The organism is Streptomyces sp. NPDC020299, assembly GCF_044387825.1.
Classification (GTDB): domain Bacteria; phylum Actinomycetota; class Actinomycetes; order Streptomycetales; family Streptomycetaceae; genus Streptomyces.
In genome coordinates this window covers 344,578-363,095 of sequence record NZ_JBIRWL010000007.1, presented here as the reverse complement: position 1 = coordinate 363,095, position 18,518 = coordinate 344,578, and the positions used below count along the sequence as shown (strand labels likewise).

Sequence of the window (18,518 nt, the reverse complement as noted above, 5' to 3'; positions counted from 1 at the left end):
CGGCGCGCGGCCGGCGCCGGTGGGCTCGCGCCCCGGGTGCGGTCGGCTACCGCACCGGCACCCGGCCGGCTGACTGCCGCTGACGGTGGCTGCGACGGGCGCAGGTCCGCGGCTGCCACTGCCGGGCGGTGGCCTCGCCGCCCGGGTGGGCGGTTGGCTACTGCCACCGACCCGCGGATGGTGGCTGCCGCAGGCGCGGCGCGCGGCCGGCGCCGGTGGGCTCGCGCCCCGGGTGCGGTCGGCTACCGCACCGGCACCCGGCCGGCTGACTGCCGCTGACGGTGGCTGCGATGGGCCCCGCGCGTGGTGCTGTTGTCTGCCACCGGTCCCGGGTTGGCTGCCGGGGACTGACGGTGATTGCCGCAGACCCGCGGTTCGTGGCTGGCTGCCGCGAGCGGTGGGTTACCGCCGCCAGCACTCCCGGGCCGGCCGACAGGCGGTTGGATGCCGCCCCCGGCGGACAGTGAGCCCCAGGCGTGGTGGTCACCGTGCCGACTCCCGCGGCCGGCGTCGGCAGGCGGTGGGATCAGGTCGACGGTGGAGCGGAGGGCTCGCCGGTCGGGGTCGGGGTCGGGGTGGGCGTCGGGGTGGGCGTGACGCTTTCCGTCGGGGTGGGTGGAGGCGTGGGCGTCGGCCCGCCCGCTCCGCCGGACGCTGTGGTGGGCGGCGGTTCCGCGGTGGCCGGGGTGCTCGGTGCCGCCTTGTGCGTGGCCGGGCTCCGGCTCGGCTTGCCGGACGCGGAGGCCGAGGCCGATACCGACGCGCTGCCCGATGCCGAGGCCGACGGGCCCTGTCCCGGCAGCGCCGACCCGGTGCCCACCGCACCCGAGGGTGACGCGGTGCCCCCGCCCGAGGGGTCGGACGAGTTGTCGTCGTCCGGTGTGGACGCCTCCCGCGGCTCCGGCTCCTTCGTGGACACCCCGGGTTGCAGGATCGGCGCGATCGGCGGCTTCTTCGGCAGCGGCTGCGGCGTCATCCCGGACACCCAGGCATAGCTCAGCGCGGTCAGCCCGGCCAGGGCCAGCGCGCAGAACGCCACCCGCAGTTGCGGCCGGCCGTCGGTGGAGCGCTTGGCGGCCCGCAGGAGGCGGCCGCCCATCTTCACCGACAGATAGATGACCCCGGCCATCGGGCACAGCAGCATGATGGAGCCGATGACCCCGACCAGGCCCTCGAGGATCTTCCCGTGCACGAAGGCCGACCCGGTGCCCAGGAGTTGCTCGGTCAGCGACCGCGTCATCGTGGCGATGATCCGGGGCAGGTTCCACAGGGCGTACCCGAGTTCGCCGATGATCAGCGGCACCATGGTCAGTACCCAGGCGGCCACGATCGTGCGGGCGGACTTCTTCAGCCCCGCGACCTCCTGGCGGGCGGCCCGTCCCTTCGCCCCCGGCACCAGGCTCAGCACGATCGGCTTGATCTTGCCGTACAGGTCCGGCACTCCGGCGAGGTCGCCCAGGATGTAGTAGCCGTCCAGCCGGACGGCCGGCATCAGCTGCTCCAGGATCTCGAAGTGCCCGAGATACACCGTGGCCAGCAGGAACTGCGCCCCGGTGGCGAAGTACAGCCCGGCCATGACCAGCATGAAGACGACGTTGAAGTACACCCCGCCCAGATCGGTGCGCAGCCGCCCGCCGCGGCCGATCCGGTAGACGTCGGTGACGTCGGTGTACATCGACGGCCAGATGAGGAACAGTCCGCAGCCGATGCAGCCCGGTCTGGCGCCGCCGTATCTGCAGGCGGACGCGTGGCCGAACTCGTGGAACACGAGGGAGGCCACAGTGAGCACGAAGACGACGAGGATCAGCACCGGCTGGTCCATGACCTCGAGGACCGGCTCGATCGCGCCGAAGAAGCCGAACAGCCAGACGTCCATGGCCACGGCCGCCAGCAGCACGAGCACGACCGCGACCGGCCGGTGCAGCCAGGCGAACGCCCGGGCTATCTTCGCGGTGCGCCGCTCGTTGAAGATGACCCGGTGGCCCTTGAGGGCGAGCAGCAGGTCGGAGCGCGGAGCGTCGACCTCGTCGTCCTCCTGGCCCTCGGGGACCGTCAGACCGAGCGGCTCCAGCTTCTTCTCGACCAGGTAGCGGATGTTCTCACCGCTGACCTCCTTGCCGTACCGGGCGCTGACCCGGTGGGCGATCGCCTCGACGTCGCGTTCGCCGTCCACGGACGACGCCACGAGATACAGCAGCCGCGACAGCTGCACGACCTGCCCGTCCCCCCGACGGGCGATGTACTTGGGGTCGGTGAAGCCCGACCCCTGGTACTCGCCGTGCAGCCGCAGTCCCCCGCTCAGTCTCGGCACCAGCGGCGGCGGCTCGACGACCGGCAGGCTGCCCGTCGCCACCTGCTCGTAGGTCACCGGCCAGCCGCCGGGGCCGGGCACCGGGCCCGTGTCGTAAAGCGTCGGGGCCCCGTCTCCGAGCACCGTCATCCGTGATCTCCCCCCACGTACACGTACTCACCGCTCCCCCCGTCCGTTCCGGGGGCGGACCGCGCCACCTCGCGGTCCGCCCCCGGTACCGGTCGTAGCGGTGCTGCCGCTTACTGCGTGACGTTGATCGTCTGCGCGGCCGAGGACTCGGCGGCCGACCACGAGGAGTGGTCGTTGATCGCGGCCGACTCGTTGTGCGCGTTGATGTTCGCGACGTGCTTGGTGACGTTCACGGTCTTGCCGAAGCTGAACTTCAGGCGACCGAGGGCCTCACGACCCGGCAGCAGCTCCGCGGACTCGGTCTCCAGCTCGTTCATGTCCATGCTCATGATGGGTGCCCCTTTCAGGCGTTACGGGTGTTTCAGGTGTGTCAGATGTTCTGGGGATCGTGGGCGCTCAGGTGGTCAGGCACCTGAGCGCCCACGGGTTCAGCCGGCCGTACGCGTCACTGGTGGACGTTGATGGCCTGCGCAGCACCGGAGTCGGCCACGGACCACGCCGAGTGGTCGTTCACGGCGGCGGACTGGTTGGAGGCGTCGATGTTCGCGACGTGCTTGGTGACGTTCACGGTCTTGCCGAAGCTGAACTTCAGGCGACCGAGGGCCTCACGACCCGGCAGCAGCTCCGCGGACTCGGCCTCGAGCTCGTAGGCGTCCATCATGATCAATTCCCCCTCAGGGATAGACATTTCCGGTCGGACCGAGTCAGGTTCCCCCCGGACTCTGTCCAACTTGGTCGGACGTGCTGTCCAACGAGATTGGACACTACGGGGTCGAGGACCCTCCGCGCAACCCATTCGGGTAAGCACCCTTTCGGCGGCACCTGCCTCCGACCGTAGAATCGGCCCCGACATGGACAGACAGGCCCCAAGCCGAGCGGCGAGCAGGAAGTGACCGTCAGTGGCCAACGCACTGCAGCAGTTGATCCGGGAACGCCTCGACCGCAAGAGCTGGTCCTACGGTGATGTGGCGCGCCGCGGCGGCGTCCCCCGCTCCACCGTCCACCACCTGGCCACCACCGACCGCGTCGTCCGCATGCCCCAGGCGGCCACCCTCGAAGGCCTGGCCAAGGGGCTGGAGCTGCCCCTGGACACCGTGCGGCGCGCCGCCGCCGAGGCATGCGGCATCCACGTCTACGGCACCCCGTCCAACGTGTCCGACGACGGCGGGGCGGCTCCCGTCGTCGACCCCGAGGTGGACGTGCTCATCGCCAGTGTCCAGAAGCTGTCGGCCGACGACCGCCGGCATGTCGCCGCCCTGGTGGAGTCCCTGCTGGACCGCACACCGAACGAGAAGTGACCGGTCCCCCGGCCGGCCCGGCCGTCCGACGACATCGGACGGTCGCTCCACCACCAAGACGGTGAAAGAATCCGACACCGCCCGAATCGACCGAGATCCCCCGCTAGTCTCAATCACGCCCGAGGCACTGGAGCCGCACGACCACGGGCTCTTGGGGGGAATGTGTTGTTCGTGCATGGCGGGACGACCACGGCCGTGGTCCGGGGACCCGCCGGTGAATCGATGGTCCTGCTGTCCGGGGACCTGCCCGAGGTTCTCACCGAGGAAGCGGTCGCCGATCTGCTGGATCTGGCCGCCGCCATCCTGGACGCGGATGAACTCAGCCTGTTCCACACCTGTCTGGAAACGCTCCGCCGCAACGGTATGCGCGCGGGGCGGCGGATCGAGGTCGGGGGGGCCGTACTGACCGTCTACGAAGGGTGACCTGCCGGCGGCCAAGGCCAGGGGACCCGGCGGATGCGATCACCACCAGGACGAGTGACGCTGTTGTCATACCGAGCGCGCCACCGTCCAAGGAGATCGTCATGGCCGTCCTGCCCGCCGGTTCCCTGGTTCTGGAGCCTGCCTCCCAGCAGCTCGCCGACGCCACCTCGAAGCCGCCGTTCCTGTACGAGATGGGCCCCGCGGGAGCCCGCAAGGTGCTCGACGACATCCAGGCGGAGCCGATCGACAAGCTTCCCGCCGACGCGGAGTGGATCACGGTTCCCGCCAAGGCCGGTGACGTCCGGGTGAGGATCGTCCGGCCGCGGAACGCCGTATCACCCCTTCCGGTGGTCCTGTACATGCACGGCGGGGGCTGGGTCCTCGGCAACGCGGACACCCACGACCGGCTGGTGCGCGAACTGGCCAACGGGACGCGGGCCGCTGTGGTGTTCGTCGAGTACGCCCGCTCGCCCGAGGCGCACTACCCCGTGGCGATCGAGCAGGGGTACGCCACCGCCCAGTGGATCGTGCGCGAAGGAGCCGCGCACGGTCTCGACCCGGACCGCATCGCGGTGGCGGGCGATTCGGTCGGCGGCAACATGACGGCCGCGCTGACCCTGCTGGCCAAGGAGCGCGGCGACGTCCGCTTCGTCCACCAGTCGATGTACTACCCGGTCACCGACGCCGACATGGACACCAAGTCGTATTCCGACTTCGCCACGGGTTACTTCCTGACCGCCGACGCCATGCGATGGTTCTGGGACGCCTACGCGCCGGACCGCGCGCGACGTGACGAGATCACCGCCTCCCCCTTGAAGGCGGACCTCGACCAGCTCGCCGGCCTGCCGCCGGCCCTCGTCCTCGTCGACGAGGCCGACGTACTGCGGGACGAGGGCGAGGCGTACGCCGCCAGACTGCGTGCCGCGGGCGTGGACGTCACCACGGTCCGCTACGACGGCATCACGCACGACTTCATGATGCTCAACCCGCTCAGCGAGACCCACGCCACGCGTGCGGCCGTCGCCCAGGCGATCGCGGTACTCGGCGCCGCACTGGGAACGAGTGAGAGGGAGGCATAGGCCTGCGTCGGCGCGTCGCAGACATGGAAGGTGCCCGGAACCGGACTTGAACCGGTACGCCCGCGAGGGGGAGCGAGGTTTAAGCTCGCCGTGTCTGCATTCCACCATCCGGGCAGGCCATGGGCTCCGCTTCGAGGTTCTGACCCTATCGGGATACATCCCCCGAACAGCCGTGGGGCAGTGCGATGTTGTCTTATTTTATTGAGGTCTGAGGGAGCATCAGCCCTCTGCACAGGCCATCCGCACTTGCCAATAGCCTTACGTGTGGTGGGTGCGCGCGTACGTGGAATGACGGAATTTCACCGTACGAACAAGGGGGCCCCACCTGTTCTCGACAACTCGGGCTCCGGCTCGGGCCCCGCCTCAGGGTGGGCCGTCATCCCCAGGTATGACATGAGGCCGCCCGGTCCGACCGCAGTCGGCCCCCGGAACCGGAACAGGGGGTGACTCCAGGACGGCATCCGGCCGGGACGATGGATCACGTCCCCCACGAACGCCGTCGTCCTGACAGGAGCACCCTTCCGTGACCACCACACCCCTCGCCGACCGGACCACCGCCGTGGCCGCGCGCGCCACGGAGCTGTCGAAGATCTACGGGCAGGGTGAGACCCGGGTGGTCGCCCTCGACCAGGTCTCCGTCGACTTCCGGCAGGCCGAGTTCACCGCGATCATGGGGCCGTCCGGGTCGGGCAAGTCCACGCTGATGCACTGCGTGGCCGGGCTGGACACCTTCTCCTCCGGGTCCGTGCGCATCGGCGACACCGAGCTGGGCTCCCTGAAGGACAAGCAGCTGACCAAGCTGCGCCGGGACAAGATCGGGTTCATCTTCCAGGCGTTCAACCTGCTGCCGACCCTGACGGCGCTGGAGAACATCACCCTTCCGATGGACATCGCGGGCCGCAAGCCGGACAAGCAGTGGCTGGACAGCGTGATCGAGATGGTCGGCCTGTCCGGGCGGCTGAGCCATCGGCCGGCCCAGCTCTCCGGCGGCCAGCAGCAGCGCGTCGCCGTCGCCCGCGCCCTGGCCTCCAAGCCCGACATCATCTTCGGCGACGAGCCCACCGGAAACCTCGACTCCCGCTCCGGCGCCGAGGTGCTGGGCTTCCTGCGCAACTCGGTGCGGGAGCTGGGGCAGACGGTGGTGATGGTCACTCACGACCCCGTGGCCGCCGCGTACGCGGACCGCGTGGTGTTCCTGGCCGACGGCCGGATCGTCGACGAGGTGTACGGGCCCACGGCCGAGTCCGTCCTCGACACGATGAAGCAGTTCGACGCGAAGGGCCGCACCAGCTGATGTTCCGCACCGCCCTGCGCAACGTACTCGCGCACAAGGCCCGGCTCCTGATGACCGTGCTCGCCGTCATGCTCGGCGTGGCGTTCGTGTCCGGGACGCTGGTCTTCACCAACACCATCTCCGACGCCTACCAGAAGAGTTCCGCCAAGGGCTTCGGCCAGGTCGACGTCGCCGTCACGGCCGAGGGCCAGGAGGACAAGGGCGACACCATCGGCAAGACCCCCGAACTGACGCAGGCACTGCTGGACCGGAGCGCGAAGGTCCCCGGGGCCGACTCCGCGACCGGCGTCGTCACCGGCTTCACCGCCATCGCCGACAAGAGCGGCAAGCTGATCGGCGGCGGCTGGCGGTCCGAGGGCGGGAACTACTGGGGCACCAAGGACGCCCGGTACCCGCTCGTCAGCGGCCACGCCCCGAGCGGCGCGGACGAGGTGCTGATCGACTCGAAGACCGCCGAACGGGCCGGCTACAAGGTCGGCGACAAGGTGCGGATATCCGTCAACGGCCCCGTACTCACCCCGGTCGTCAGCGGCATCTTCACCACCGACGACGGCAATGTCGCCGCCGGCGGCAGCCTCGCCCTGTTCGACACGGCGACCGCGCAGAAGCTGTTCGGCAAGCCGGGCACCTACGACGAGATCGACGTCAAGGCGACCCCGGGCACCAGCCAGACGGCACTGCGGGACGCGCTGGAGCAGGCCCTTCCGAAGAACCGCACGGAGACCACCACCGGCAAGGAACTCGCCGACTCCCAGGCAGAACTGATCTCGTCCCAGATGAGCGGGCTGAAGCAGGGCCTGCTGGTCTTCGCGGGCATCGCGCTCTTCGTCGGCACGTTCATCATCGCCAACACCTTCACCATGCTGGTCGCCCAGCGCACCAAGGAGCTGGCCCTGCTGCGCGCGGTCGGTGCCTCCCGCCGCCAGGTCACCCGGTCGGTGCTCATCGAGGCGTTCGTGGTGGGCACGGTCGCCGGCGTGACCGGTCTGGTCGCCGGCATCGGCATCGGCGCCGGCCTGCGGTCGCTGATGAACTCGCTCGGCGCGACCGTCCCGGACGGCCCGCTGGTCATCACGCCCGGCACGGTCGCCGCCGCGCTCGCGGTGGGCATCGTCATCACCATGCTGGCCGCCTGGCTGCCCGGCCGCCGCGCCGCGAAGATCCCGCCGGTGGCCGCGATGAGCGCGGTGCACGCGAAGGCGACCACCAGGTCGCTGGTGCTGCGCAACACGATCGGCGCCCTGTTCTCGGCGGCCGGCATCGCGGTGGTCCTGGCGGCCACGACGATGGACGGCTCCGACGGCCAGGCCCCGATGGGTCTGGGCGCCGTGCTGCTGATCATCGGCGTGTTCGTGCTGACCCCGCTGCTGTCCCGCCCGCTGATCGCGGCCGCCGCTCCGGTGCTGCGCGTGTTCGGGGTCTCCGGCAAGCTGGCCCGGCAGAACTCGGTGCGCAACCCGCGCCGTACGGCCGCCACGGCCTCCGCGCTGATGATCGGCCTGACCCTGATCACCGGTATGACGGTGATGGCGGGCAGCCTGCAGAAGTCGATCGACAAGATGGCGAGCTCGGCGATCCGCGCGGACTACGTGGTGTCGATGGCCAACGGCAACGAACTCTCCCCGGACGTGGCCCAGAAGATCGCCGCCACCGACGGCGTCACCGCCAGCAGCCCGATGCGCGACGCGCCGACCCGCATCGGCGGCCAGACGGAGTACGTGAGGGGCGTCAACGGCCCGGCGATCGGCAAGCTGACCGACCTGAAGGTCGACGACGGCTCCTTCCAGGTGGGCGGCTCGCGGGTCGTGGTCGACAAGGACACCGCGAAGTCCCACCACTGGAGGGCCGGTTCGGGCTTCACCATGCACTACGAGGACGGCAAGCAGCAGAAGCTGACGGTCGCCGGGGTGTACGAGGGCAACGACCTGTTCCAGGGCATCATGCTGGACAACGCGGCCCTGGCCCCGCACCAGAAGGACCCGGCCGACATGCGGGTCATGGTCAAGGCGGCGGGCGGCGCGTCCGACGCGACCAAGGACAAGCTGGAGAAGGCGCTGGGGAACAACCCGGCGATCAAGGTCCAGGACAAGAAGGACCTGTCCGACTCGATCGCGCAGATGTTCACGCTGATGCTGAACATGCTCTACGGCCTGCTGGCGATGGCCGTGATCGTCGCGGTCATCGGCGTCATCAACACCCTGGCCATGTCGGTCTTCGAACGCTCCCAGGAGATCGGCATGCTCCGCGCGATCGGCCTGGACCGCAAGGCCGTCAAGCGGATGGTGCGCCTGGAGTCCCTGGTGATCTCCCTCTTCGGCGCGGTGCTGGGCATCGGCCTGGGCGTGTTCTTCGGCTGGGCGGCCGGTGAGCTGCTCGGTACCAAGATGGCGACCTACGAACTGGTCGTCCCGTGGGGCCGGATCGCCTTCTTCCTGCTGCTGGCCGCCACGGTCGGCGTCCTGGCCGCCCTCTGGCCGGCCCGCCGCGCGGCCCGGCTGAACATGCTGGCCGCCATCAAGTCGGAGTAGCCGTACGGACGCCGTGGCCCCGCTCTCCTCATGCGACTCAGGCGAGGGGAGCGGGGCCGCGTGCGTTCAGTTCCAGGTACGGGACCGCAGTGGCAGGCCCGACTCGCCCGAGTCGGGGGTGCGTACCGCGAGGACCTGGTTGACACCGATGCGGTTGCCTTCGAAGGCGAGGGCGCAGGCCGCCATGTACAGCAGCCAGACGCGGGCGCGGCCGGGGCCGGTGAGCCGGGCCGCGTGCGGCCAGTCGGCCTCCAGGTTGGTGACCCACCGGCGCAGGGTGCGGGCGTAGTGCTCGCGGATCGACTCCACGTCACGGATCTCGAAACCGGCCCGCTCCAGCTGGGTGACCGTGGTGCCGAGGGGGGCGAGTTCGCCGTCGGGGAAGACGTAGGCGTCGATGAACTCGCTCAGGCTGTACGCCGACTCGTCGCGCTGCGGACGGCGGGCGATCTGGTGGTTCAGGAGCCGTCCGCCGGGCCCGAGGAGGGCGTACAAGGCCGTGGCGTACTCCAGGTAGCGTTCGGCGCCGACGTGTTCGGCCATGCCGATGGAGGAGATCGCGTCGTACGGGCCGTCGGTGACGTCCCGGTAGTCCTGCACCCTGATCTCCACCCGGTCCGTGAGCCCCTCGTCGGCGATGCGCTTGCGGGCGTAGGCGGCCTGCTCCTGGGAGAGGGTGACCCCGACGACGCTCACGCCGTGCTCACGGGCCGCGTGGATCGCCATCGAGCCCCAGCCGCAGCCGACGTCGAGCAGGCGCCGGCCGGGCGTCAGGGCGAGCTTGCGGCAGACCAGTTCCAGCTTGTCGCGCTGGGCGGACTCGAGGGTGCCGGCCTCCTCCCAGTAGGCGCAGGAGTACACCATGGAGGGGCCGAGGACGATCTCGTAGAAGTCGTTGCCGACGTCGTAGTGGTGGCTGACGGCGCGTCTGTCGCTGCGCCTGGTGTGCAGGTGGCCGCGTCTGCGGACCTCCTCGCGGGGCGGCGCGGGCGGGATCGGGGGTGCCGCGAGCCGGAGCAGCCCGCGGGCGGCGGCCCTGACGTCGGGGTCGCGCAGCGCCTGCGCGAGGGTGCGGGCGTCCTCCCCGCGCTCCCAGACCAGGCCGGACATCGCCTTCAGGGCGGCGTACAGATCGCCCTCGATGTCCAGATCGCCGGCCACCCAGGCGCGGGCCAGGCCCAGTTCGCCCGGCTTGAACAGCAGCCGGCGCACGGCGCGGCGATTACGGACGACCAGCACGGGTGCACCGGGCGGCCCCGCTTGCGAACCGTCCCAGGCGCGGATACGCACCGGGAGCGGGACCCCCAGCATCTGTTCGAGCAGGCTCTTGAGCCGCGACGCGGCGTCGGCCATGACGCACACCTCCGTACGACGAACCCCGGAATGTCCTCCCCCACGTAAACATCCGCGTGCCCGCGACACAGTCCCGCAATGGTGTTACGTCTGGGCAAACACCCTTTCCGCCCAACATCGGGCGCCCGGAACGCCGAAGGACCTCCCGCACCACGGATGGCGGGAGGTCCTTCGGTTGTTGGTTCGGCGACCGGGGGAGGTCAGGAGGCCTTGGCCTTCGCCTCGGTCTTCGGCGCGGCGGCGACCGGCGCCGGCTTGGCAGCCTCGTAGAACTCCTCGCGCGGGTTCTCCATGGCGCCCAGGGAGACGACCTCGCGCTTGAGGAACATGCCGAGCGTCCAGTCCGCGAAGATGCGGATCTTGCGGTTCCAGGTCGGCATCGCCAGACCGTGGTAGCCGCGGTGCATGTACCAGGCGAGACGGCCCTTGAGCTTGATCTTCATCTTGCCCATGACGATCATCGCCACGCCCTTGTGGAGGCCGAGGCCGGCCACCGCGCCCTTGTTGGCGTGCGAGTAGTCCTTCTGCGGGAAGCCCCGCATACCGGAGATCACGTTGTCGCCGAGGACCTTGGCCTGGCGCAGCGCGTGCTGGGCGTTCGGCGGGCACCAGGCGTTCTCGTTGCCCGCCTTGCGGCCGACGAGGTCGGGCACCTGGGCGTTGTCACCGGCGGCCCAGATGTAGTCCGTGCCCTTGACCTGGAGCGTGGGCTCGCAGTCGACGTGGCCGCGCGGACCGAGCGGGAGGCCGTAGCGGGACAGGGCCGGGTTGGGCTTGACGCCCGCGGTCCACACGATCGTGTTGGAGTCGACCTCGAGGCCGTTCTTGAGCACGACATGGCCGTCGACGCAGGAGTCCATGGAGGTGGACAGGTAGACCTCGACACCGCGGCCCTCGAGGTGCTCCTTGCCGTACTGGCCGAGCTTCGGGCCGACCTCGGGAAGGATCTTGTCGGCGGCGTCGACGAGGACGAAGCGCATGTCCTCACGGGAGACGTTCTTGTAGTACTTGGCCGCGTCCCGGGCCATGTCCTCGACCTCGCCGATGGTCTCCGCGCCCGCGAAGCCACCGCCGATGAAGACGAACGTGAGCGCCTTGCGGCGGATCTCCTCGTCGTTCGTGGAGTCGGCCTTGTCGAGCTGCTCGAGGACGTGGTTGCGCAGGCCGATGGACTCCTCGATGCCCTTCATGCCGATGCCCTGCTCGGCGAGGCCGGGGATCGGGAAGGTGCGGGAGACCGCGCCGAGCGCGATGACGAGGTAGTCGAAGGGCAGCTCGTACGCCTCACCGACCAGCGGGGCGATCGTGGCGACCTTGCGGTCCTGGTCGATGGTGGTGACCCGGCCGGTGAGGACCTCCGCCTTCGGCAGCACGCGCCGCAGCGGGACGACGACGTGGCGAGGGGAGATGCTGCCGGCGGCGGCTTCGGGCAGGAAGGGCTGGTAGGTCATGTACGACCGGGGGTCGACGACCGTGACGGTCGCCTCGCCGTAGCGCATCTTCTTCTGGATGCGCCGAGCTGCGTACAGGCCTACGTACCCACCGCCTACTACGAGGATCCTGGGACGCTCCGTGGTGCTCATGCCATCGAGTATCCACCCGCCCCTGGGGGGTCGCTCGTGCGCCCCTTCACAAGCTTGCCGACACCCTGTGCTATCCTCCGCCACCCGCGTGACGCAGGTCATGATTGCGGACGGGAACCGGCCGCCGCCGCGACCCGTTGTCAATGGCGCGTGAGCTGCCTCTCCGTCCGCTGATGCCCTCCGTGAGCCCCCGGAAACACCCCTTGCGGACCCTCACCGGACACCGCCCCGCAAAGCACTCCCGAGCGGGCTTCCGGGCCTGCTGAACCCCCGAACGGCTCAACAGAAGCTCTGGGATCCCTCTGACGGGCCGAATTCCTTGTGAAGAACTTCACGAACTTTTCCGGCGGAGCGTCAACGAGGGGCCCCGGAAGGCCCCTCGACCGCGCTCAAACGTTATCCGACCTGCTCACTCTGCGGCTACCGGTCGGTAACTAAAGAGACCTAGGCCACCGACCACGCGATGCCGTCGAGGATGTCGTGCTCGCTCACGACGACCTCCTCGGCACCGATCCGCTCCATGATCGCGAGCAGGATCAGGGCACCGGCCCCGATCACGTCGACCCGGCCCGGATGCATGGAGGGGATCGCCGCGCGCTCGGCATGCGTGGCACGGAGCAGCCCACTCGTGATCTCGCGGACCCGGTCCAGCGGGACGCGGGAGTGGTGGATGGCCTCGGAGTCGTACTCGGGCAGGTCCTGCGCGATCGCCGACACCGTGGTGACGGACCCGGCGAGACCGACCAGCGTGCGCGCCTCGCGCAGCGGGACCGTCTCCTCGGCGAGGTCGAGGGCCGCCTCGATGTCCGCCCTCATCGCGGCGATCTGCTCCTCGCCGGGCGGGTCGCTCACCTTGCCGTCGCGCAGCAGGTGCCGCTCCGTCATCCGTACGCAGCCGATGTCGACGGAGCGCGCGGCGCGCACACGGTCGTCGCCGACCACGAACTCGGTCGACCCGCCGCCGATGTCCACCACCAGGAAGGGCCTGGCCAGGTCCGCACGCCCCGTCAGCTCCTTCGTCGCGCCGGTGAAGGAGAACTCGGCCTCCCGGTCGCCGGAGATCACCTCGGGCTCGACCCCGAGGATGTCCACGACCCCGCGCACGAACTCGTCCCGGTTCTCGGCGTCCCGGGAGGCGGAGGTGGCGACGAACCGCACCTTCGCGGCGCCCAGTTCACGGATGACGTCCGCGTACTCGCGGCACGCGGCGAAGGTCCGCTCCAGCGCCTCGGGCGCCAGCCGGCCGGTACGGTCCACGTCCTGGCCGAGCCGCACGATCGTCATGCGCCGATCCAGCTCCAGCAGCTCGCCGGTGGAAGGGTTGACGTCGGCGACGAGCAGCCGGATGGAGTTCGTACCGCAGTCGACGGCGGCGACCCGGGAGAAGCCCTCCGCGACGAGCGGCCTGTCGGCGAAGAAGCCGCTGCGGGCCTCGGCGGGGTCGAGGACCGCACCCTGCTCGCCCGGGTGCTCGTCCGCCGGATCAGGCGCCTGGAGCGGCTGCACGCACGGCCCCTTGCGCCACCACTCGGGCAGCATGGCGATCGCCTCGTCACCGAGCGGGTTCACACCCGGTCCCGCGGCCAGCGAGTGGCCCACGAGGACGTGCAGGCATTTCACGCGGTCCGGCATGCCGCCCGCGCTCGGGAAGCCCTCCAGGACCTCGATCTCGTCCCGGCGCCGGATGTAGTCCTCGTGCGCGGCCCGGTAGGCGGCGGCCAGTTCGGGGTCGCTCCCCAGCCGCTCGGTCATCTCCTTCATGACGCCGTTCGCCTCCAGCGTGCCGATCGCCGAGGCGGCGCGCGGGCACGTCAGGTAGTACGTCGTCGGGAAGGGCGTGCCGTCCGGCAGCCGGGGGGCGGTCTCCACGACGTCCGGCTGCCCGCAGGGGCACCGGTGCGCGATCGCGCGCAGTCCGCGCGGGGGCCGCCCGAGCTGCTGCTTGAAGGCCTCGACGTCCGCCTCTGTGGGCTCGGTCCGGGGCGTCTGGGGCGGGGGAGTTTCCATGCCTGTACGAAAGTCTCTCTGTGGGTTCACTGGTCGGCGGCGTCGGACTTGTCGACCCCGTCCCAGACGTTCGCGTACCAGGGGCGGTCGGCCGCCACCAGGTCGGTGCGCGCCTGCTTGGCCGCGTCCGGGTCGATCACGACGTATCCGGTCTCCCCCGGCATCACATAGTGCAGCCGCCGCCGGATCTGCTGCTCGGCGTACGTGTCGTCCTGCCACCGCGCCTTGAGGTCGCGCAGCTGTTCGACCCGCTCCCTGGCATGCTGCTTCTCCCGCTGCAGGTCGGCGATCTGGGCGCGCTGGGAGACGTACTGCCGCATCGGGTAGGCCAGGGCCACCACCAGGGTGCACACCACGAGGGCGAGCAGCGCGGCCCGGCTGGTGAGCCGGGAGCGGCGGGCCTGCCGTTTGGTCTGGGAGCGGTAGACCCGGGCCGCCGTCTGCTCGCCGAGCAGCCGGATCCTGGTCGCGGTGGAGAAACGGTCCCGTTCCTTCGCGGCCATCTGGCTCTCCGCCTCCCCTGCGTGCGTCTTGCGTGCTGCCTACGTGCGTACGTCCCCGGACACGGTACGGGACCGTGTCCGGGGACGTACGTACGACTGGCTAGGCCTTACCCGGGGTTGACCGGTTGGGGTCAGCCCTTGGAGATCGCGCCGCGGAACCGCGGGAAGGCGGAGCGGCCGGCGTACACGGCGGCGTCGTCGAGGATCTCCTCGATGCGCAGCAGCTGGTTGTACTTGGCGACGCGGTCGGAGCGGGCCGGGGCGCCGGTCTTGATCTGGCCGCAGTTCACCGCGACGGCGAGGTCGGCGATGGTGACGTCCTCGGTCTCGCCGGAGCGGTGGGACATCATGCACTTGAAGCCGTTGCGCTGGGCCATCTCGACGGCGTCCAGGGTCTCGGTCAGCGAACCGATCTGGTTCACCTTGACGAGCAGGGCGTTGGCGCTGCCCTCCTCGATGCCGCGGGCCAGGCGCTCCGGGTTGGTGACGAACAGGTCGTCGCCGACGATCTGGACCTTGTCGCCGAGCTTGTCGGTGATGACCTTCCAGCCGGCCCAGTCGTCCTCGAACAGCGGGTCCTCGATGGAGACGAGCGGGTAGGCCGCCACGAGCTCCTCGTAGTACTCCGTCATCTCGGCGGCGGAGCGGGACTTGCCCTCGAACTCGTACTTGCCGTCCTTGTAGAACTCGGACGCGGCGACGTCGAGCGCGAGCGCGATCTGCTCGCCCGGGATGTAGCCGGCCTGCTTGATGGCCTCGAGGATGAGGTCGAGGGCGGCGCGGTTGGACTCGAGGTTGGGGGCGAAGCCGCCCTCGTCGCCGAGGCCGGTGGACAGGCCCTTCGACTTCAGGACCTTCTTCAGGGTGTGGTAGACCTCGGCACCCCAGCGCAGCGCCTCGGAGAAGGACTCCGCGCCGATCGGGGCGATCATGAACTCCTGGATGTCCACGTTGGAGTCGGCGTGCGAGCCGCCGTTCAGGATGTTCATCATCGGCACCGGCAGCAGGTGCGCGTTCGGGCCGCCCAGGTAGCGGAAGAGGGGGAGGTCGCTGGCCTCGGAGGCGGCGTGGGCCACGGCGAGCGAGACGCCGAGGATGGCGTTGGCGCCGAGGGAGCCCTTGTTGTCGGTGGCGTCCAGGTCGAACATCGCCTGGTCGATCAGGCGCTGCTCGGTGGCGTCGTAGCCGACCAGCTCCGGGCCGATCTGCTCGATGACGGCGAGGACGGCCTTCTCGACGCCCTTGCCCAGGTAGCGGTTGGGGTCACCGTCGCGGAGCTCGATGGCCTCGAAGGCGCCCGTGGAGGCGCCGGACGGGACGGCGGCACGACCCGTGCTGCCGTCGTCGAGGCCGACCTCGACCTCGACCGTGGGATTGCCTCGGGAGTCCAGGATTTCCCGGGCTACGACGACGTCGATGGACGGCACGAGCATCTCCTTCTTGGATGTGACGCTGAAAGTGCGGGGCTGGTGTGCCTTGCGACTAGAGCCTAACCGTCCCGGGGCCATCGGCAGCCGACCGACCGCCTCGTGGACATGGCGACGGTACACATTGTTCCCCGTCGGAACAAAGGGCCGGAAGGGAAGAACCGGGGAAAAGACCGGGGAAAAGAAAAGACCCCGCCCCGGCGCGTACGGGGGAACACGCGCCGGAGCGGGGAGCCCCGTGGGGGACGGGGGGCGTGACCCTCACGGGGCCTCCATCATGGAGACCGCCGATATGAGGGCGCTGTGGTTCTGCTACCAGCCAGGTGTCACTTCAGGTGCAGCTGCTGGCCCGGGTAGATGACGTTGGCGTCGTCGATGATGTCCTTGTTCAGCTGGAACAGCTTCTGCCAGCCGCCGGCGACGTGGTGCTTCTCGGCGATCGAGCTGAGGGTGTCACCCTTGACGACCTTGTACTCGCCGTCGCCCTTCTCGACCTTCTTGCCGGTCGGGGTGGTGACGGTCTTCTTGGTGACGGTCTTCTCGGGGGCCTGGCGCTCCGTGGAGCGGTTGGCGGCCTGCTCGTCGGTCGAGCGGGTGCCGGCGCCGTTCGACGAGGAGCCGGCGGAGCTCGACGAGCTGCTGCTCGAACCGCTGTAGGTGGCGCCGGACAGACCCTTGCCGCAGACCGGCCAGGCACCCTTGCCCTGCGCGGCGAGGACCTTCTCGGCGACGGAGATCTGCTGGGACTTGGAGGCCTGGTTGGCCTGGGAGGCGTACTGCGTGCCGCCGTACGCGGCCCAGGTGGAGGCGGAGAACTGCAGACCGCCGTAGTAGCCGTTACCGGTGTTGATGGACCAGTTGCCGCCGGACTCGCACTGGGCGACCGCGTCCCACTCGGAGGCGGTGGCAGCGGAGGCGTTGCCGGCCGCCATCAGCGGGGCGGCGACGGCGGCACCGGTGACACCGGCGACAGCGATGGCGCGAACGGCCTTGGACGGACGACGGTGCTTGCCCTTGCCGGAAAACAGCATGGATCGATCCCCTCACCGACGCCTGCGAGGTGAGCTGTCGGGTTCGGGCCGGTTGAGTTGCCCGGCCGCACCTCGCGTGGTTCTCGTGCGAGGCGCGGCTTCACCCCTAGCCGTCCCCGGCGGTCTCTCGACCTCCGGGCCCGGCGCTTACCTTGGGTCCCCCGCTCCTGCCTACGGCGCTTGACGCGACGACTGTTCCCGGGCAGCCGCTGGCAGGATTCGGCGTTGCGGCGGCCGGGGCCCGCATTGGCGAGCGGTCATGACCGTAGACACGCGATCCGGTGAAATTCAAAGACGATCAGGGCTTCTGAGACTCATCCCACACTTTCACCAAACCGGACATCAAGCCCAAAACAGGGCGTCAACTCCCGCTACTTTGCACCCGTTTCGGCACTGAGTTCCAGGGTCTGACCGGGGGTGATGTTGTTCGGGTCGGTGCCGATGGCGTCCTTGTTGGCGGCGTAGAGCGCCCGCCATCCGCCGTCGAGGTCAAGGGAGTCGGCGATGGAGGCGAGGGTGTCACCGTCGCGCACGGTGTAGTCGCGTGCGGCGTGCCGGCCGGAGGCGCTGTCGGTGTGACTCTTTGTCACACTTTCGTCCGCACTGTCACCCCGATGACGGCCGCTGCTGCTCGCTCCGGTGTCCACAAGACTCCAAGAACCGCCGGTCTGCCATGAATCGTCCGATTCGGCGATCTCAGGGGACGCCGAGGACGAACCGTCGCTCCCCCCGGACTTCCCGGAGCCGGAAGATGCCGACTTGTCCGGCTTGGTGGAATCGTCCACACCCTTGGAGCCGGCGTCGGCACTCGAGCTCGGCGAGGGCGAGGCGTCCGACGAGGAGCCGGAATCGGACGACCCCGAATCCCCGGACGCCTTGGAGTCCTTGGACCCCTTGGAGTCCTTCGAATCGGAGGAACCAGACGAACCGGGTGAATTCGCGGAATTCGACGCGTTGGAGGAGTCGTCGGAGCCGGACGCCCCGGACCCCCCGACACCCGTGTCGACGTCCACCGAAGCGGAGTTCGACGTGAGGCCGGAGAGCAGGGCGCAGGTGGCCCAGTGCTTGGTGCCCTGGTCGTCGAGGATCTTCTCGGCGACCGCGATCTGCTGTGAGCGGCTGGCCTGGTCCGGGCTGGAGGCGTAGTCGAGGCCGCCGTACTTGTCCCAGTCGTCCTGGGACATCTGGAGGCCGCCGTAGTAGCCGTTACCCGTGTCGGCGCTCCACGAGCCGCCGCTCTCGCACTCGGCCACCTTGTCCCACGTGGTCCCGTCGGCCGCGTTGGCGGCGGATGCGCCGAGCAGCGGGATGGCGATGGCGGAGCCGGTCACTCCGGCCGCGACGAGGAGAGCCGGAGCCTGACGGGGGCGTCGGTGGCGACCGTTCCCGGAGAGCATGCGGAGACCTTTCGCAAGACAGCAGTGACCGGCGCGGCGGCTGCGGTGAGGCGCCGCGCTGACGAGTGAACGTATCGGCAGACGATCACTTGTCACAAGTTAATGCCGCGCAGATCACGTGAAGATCACAGAGTTGAACGCTGGTCACTTTTTTG

General features: G+C 69.8%; 15 protein-coding genes, 1 tRNA gene, 1 pseudogene and 1 riboswitch. Of the genes and pseudogenes, 5 read left to right on the top strand and 12 right to left on the bottom strand.

Features of this window, described 5'->3' with window-relative positions:
• Positions 1 to 526 precede the first annotated feature (526 nt).
• The 3 genes from ACH45E_RS20655 to ACH45E_RS20645 form a co-directional block, all read right to left on the bottom strand.
• Positions 527 to 2,440, bottom strand: coding sequence for a hypothetical protein (locus ACH45E_RS20655; protein ID WP_361443588.1), 1,914 nt, complete (start codon positions 2,438 to 2,440; stop codon positions 527 to 529).
• A gap of 110 nt (positions 2,441 to 2,550) precedes the next feature.
• Positions 2,551 to 2,769 (bottom strand): hypothetical protein, encoded by a 219-nt coding sequence (locus ACH45E_RS20650; RefSeq protein WP_361443586.1) that lies wholly within the window; start codon positions 2,767 to 2,769, stop codon positions 2,551 to 2,553.
• Between the two features lie 116 nt (positions 2,770 to 2,885).
• Positions 2,886 to 3,101, bottom strand: a complete 216-nt coding sequence (locus tag ACH45E_RS20645; RefSeq protein ID WP_361443583.1) for a hypothetical protein — start codon at positions 3,099 to 3,101, stop codon at positions 2,886 to 2,888.
• 238 nt (positions 3,102 to 3,339) lie between these two features.
• On the opposite strand from ACH45E_RS20645, the gene ACH45E_RS20640 reads away from it, so the two are divergent.
• From ACH45E_RS20640 to ACH45E_RS20630, 3 genes are all read left to right on the top strand, one after another.
• On the top strand, positions 3,340 to 3,738 hold the full coding sequence (locus tag ACH45E_RS20640; RefSeq protein ID WP_361443580.1) for a helix-turn-helix transcriptional regulator: 399 nt from the start codon (positions 3,340 to 3,342) through the stop codon (positions 3,736 to 3,738).
• Positions 3,739 to 3,909: 171 nt separating this feature from the next.
• A complete protein-coding gene (locus ACH45E_RS20635; RefSeq protein ID WP_361443577.1) occupies positions 3,910 to 4,161 on the top strand; it encodes a hypothetical protein in 252 nt (83 codons plus the stop codon).
• A gap of 101 nt (positions 4,162 to 4,262) precedes the next feature.
• Positions 4,263 to 5,240 (top strand): alpha/beta hydrolase, encoded by a 978-nt coding sequence (locus ACH45E_RS20630; protein WP_361443570.1) that lies wholly within the window; start codon positions 4,263 to 4,265, stop codon positions 5,238 to 5,240.
• A gap of 31 nt (positions 5,241 to 5,271) precedes the next feature.
• On the opposite strand, the gene ACH45E_RS20625 is transcribed toward ACH45E_RS20630, so the two are convergent.
• A tRNA-Leu gene (locus ACH45E_RS20625) sits at positions 5,272 to 5,354 on the bottom strand.
• A 409-nt stretch (positions 5,355 to 5,763) separates the two neighbouring features.
• Here ACH45E_RS20625 and ACH45E_RS20620 point away from each other — a divergent pair.
• Both ACH45E_RS20620 and ACH45E_RS20615 read left to right on the top strand, forming a co-directional pair.
• The gene (locus ACH45E_RS20620; RefSeq protein WP_361443567.1) at positions 5,764 to 6,534 is read left to right on the top strand and encodes an ABC transporter ATP-binding protein; all 771 of its coding nucleotides are present in this window, start codon (positions 5,764 to 5,766) and stop codon (positions 6,532 to 6,534) included.
• Positions 6,534 to 9,062 carry an FtsX-like permease family protein gene (locus ACH45E_RS20615; RefSeq protein ID WP_361443564.1) on the top strand — a complete coding sequence of 843 codons (2,529 nt, stop codon included), beginning with the start codon at positions 6,534 to 6,536 and terminating at the stop codon, positions 9,060 to 9,062. The genes ACH45E_RS20620 and ACH45E_RS20615 overlap by 1 nt, the downstream gene beginning before the upstream one ends.
• 66 nt (positions 9,063 to 9,128) lie before the next feature.
• Here the strand turns inward: ACH45E_RS20615 and ACH45E_RS20610 are convergent, their stop codons facing one another.
• The 8 genes and pseudogenes from ACH45E_RS20610 to ACH45E_RS20575 all read right to left on the bottom strand — a co-directional run bounded on the left by ACH45E_RS20610 (position 9,129) and on the right by ACH45E_RS20575 (position 18,363).
• The gene (locus tag ACH45E_RS20610; RefSeq protein ID WP_361443561.1) at positions 9,129 to 10,415 is read right to left on the bottom strand and encodes a class I SAM-dependent methyltransferase; all 1,287 of its coding nucleotides are present in this window, start codon (positions 10,413 to 10,415) and stop codon (positions 9,129 to 9,131) included.
• 200 nt (positions 10,416 to 10,615) lie between these two features.
• Positions 10,616 to 11,998 (bottom strand): NAD(P)/FAD-dependent oxidoreductase, encoded by a 1,383-nt coding sequence (locus ACH45E_RS20605; RefSeq protein ID WP_361443558.1) that lies wholly within the window; start codon positions 11,996 to 11,998, stop codon positions 10,616 to 10,618.
• A gap of 444 nt (positions 11,999 to 12,442) precedes the next feature.
• Positions 12,443 to 13,345, bottom strand: coding sequence for a Ppx/GppA phosphatase family protein (locus ACH45E_RS20600; RefSeq protein WP_361443842.1), 903 nt, complete (start codon positions 13,343 to 13,345; stop codon positions 12,443 to 12,445).
• A 258-nt stretch (positions 13,346 to 13,603) separates the two neighbouring features.
• A pseudogene (locus ACH45E_RS20595) lies at positions 13,604 to 14,005 on the bottom strand (DUF501 domain-containing protein); the annotation flags it as partial.
• A gap of 26 nt (positions 14,006 to 14,031) precedes the next feature.
• A complete protein-coding gene (locus ACH45E_RS20590; RefSeq protein ID WP_361443555.1) occupies positions 14,032 to 14,508 on the bottom strand; it encodes a septum formation initiator family protein in 477 nt (158 codons plus the stop codon).
• 131 nt (positions 14,509 to 14,639) lie between these two features.
• Positions 14,640 to 15,941 carry a phosphopyruvate hydratase gene (gene eno, locus ACH45E_RS20585; RefSeq protein ID WP_361443552.1) on the bottom strand — a complete coding sequence of 434 codons (1,302 nt, stop codon included), beginning with the start codon at positions 15,939 to 15,941 and terminating at the stop codon, positions 14,640 to 14,642.
• A 320-nt stretch (positions 15,942 to 16,261) separates the two neighbouring features.
• Positions 16,262 to 16,966 (bottom strand): transglycosylase family protein, encoded by a 705-nt coding sequence (locus tag ACH45E_RS20580; protein WP_361443549.1) that lies wholly within the window; start codon positions 16,964 to 16,966, stop codon positions 16,262 to 16,264.
• 4 nt (positions 16,967 to 16,970) lie between these two features.
• Positions 16,971 to 17,155: riboswitch (cyclic di-AMP (ydaO/yuaA leader) on the bottom strand.
• Between the two features lie 182 nt (positions 17,156 to 17,337).
• Positions 17,338 to 18,363 (bottom strand): transglycosylase family protein, encoded by a 1,026-nt coding sequence (locus ACH45E_RS20575; RefSeq protein WP_361443546.1) that lies wholly within the window; start codon positions 18,361 to 18,363, stop codon positions 17,338 to 17,340.
• Positions 18,364 to 18,518: the final 155 nt, after the last annotated feature.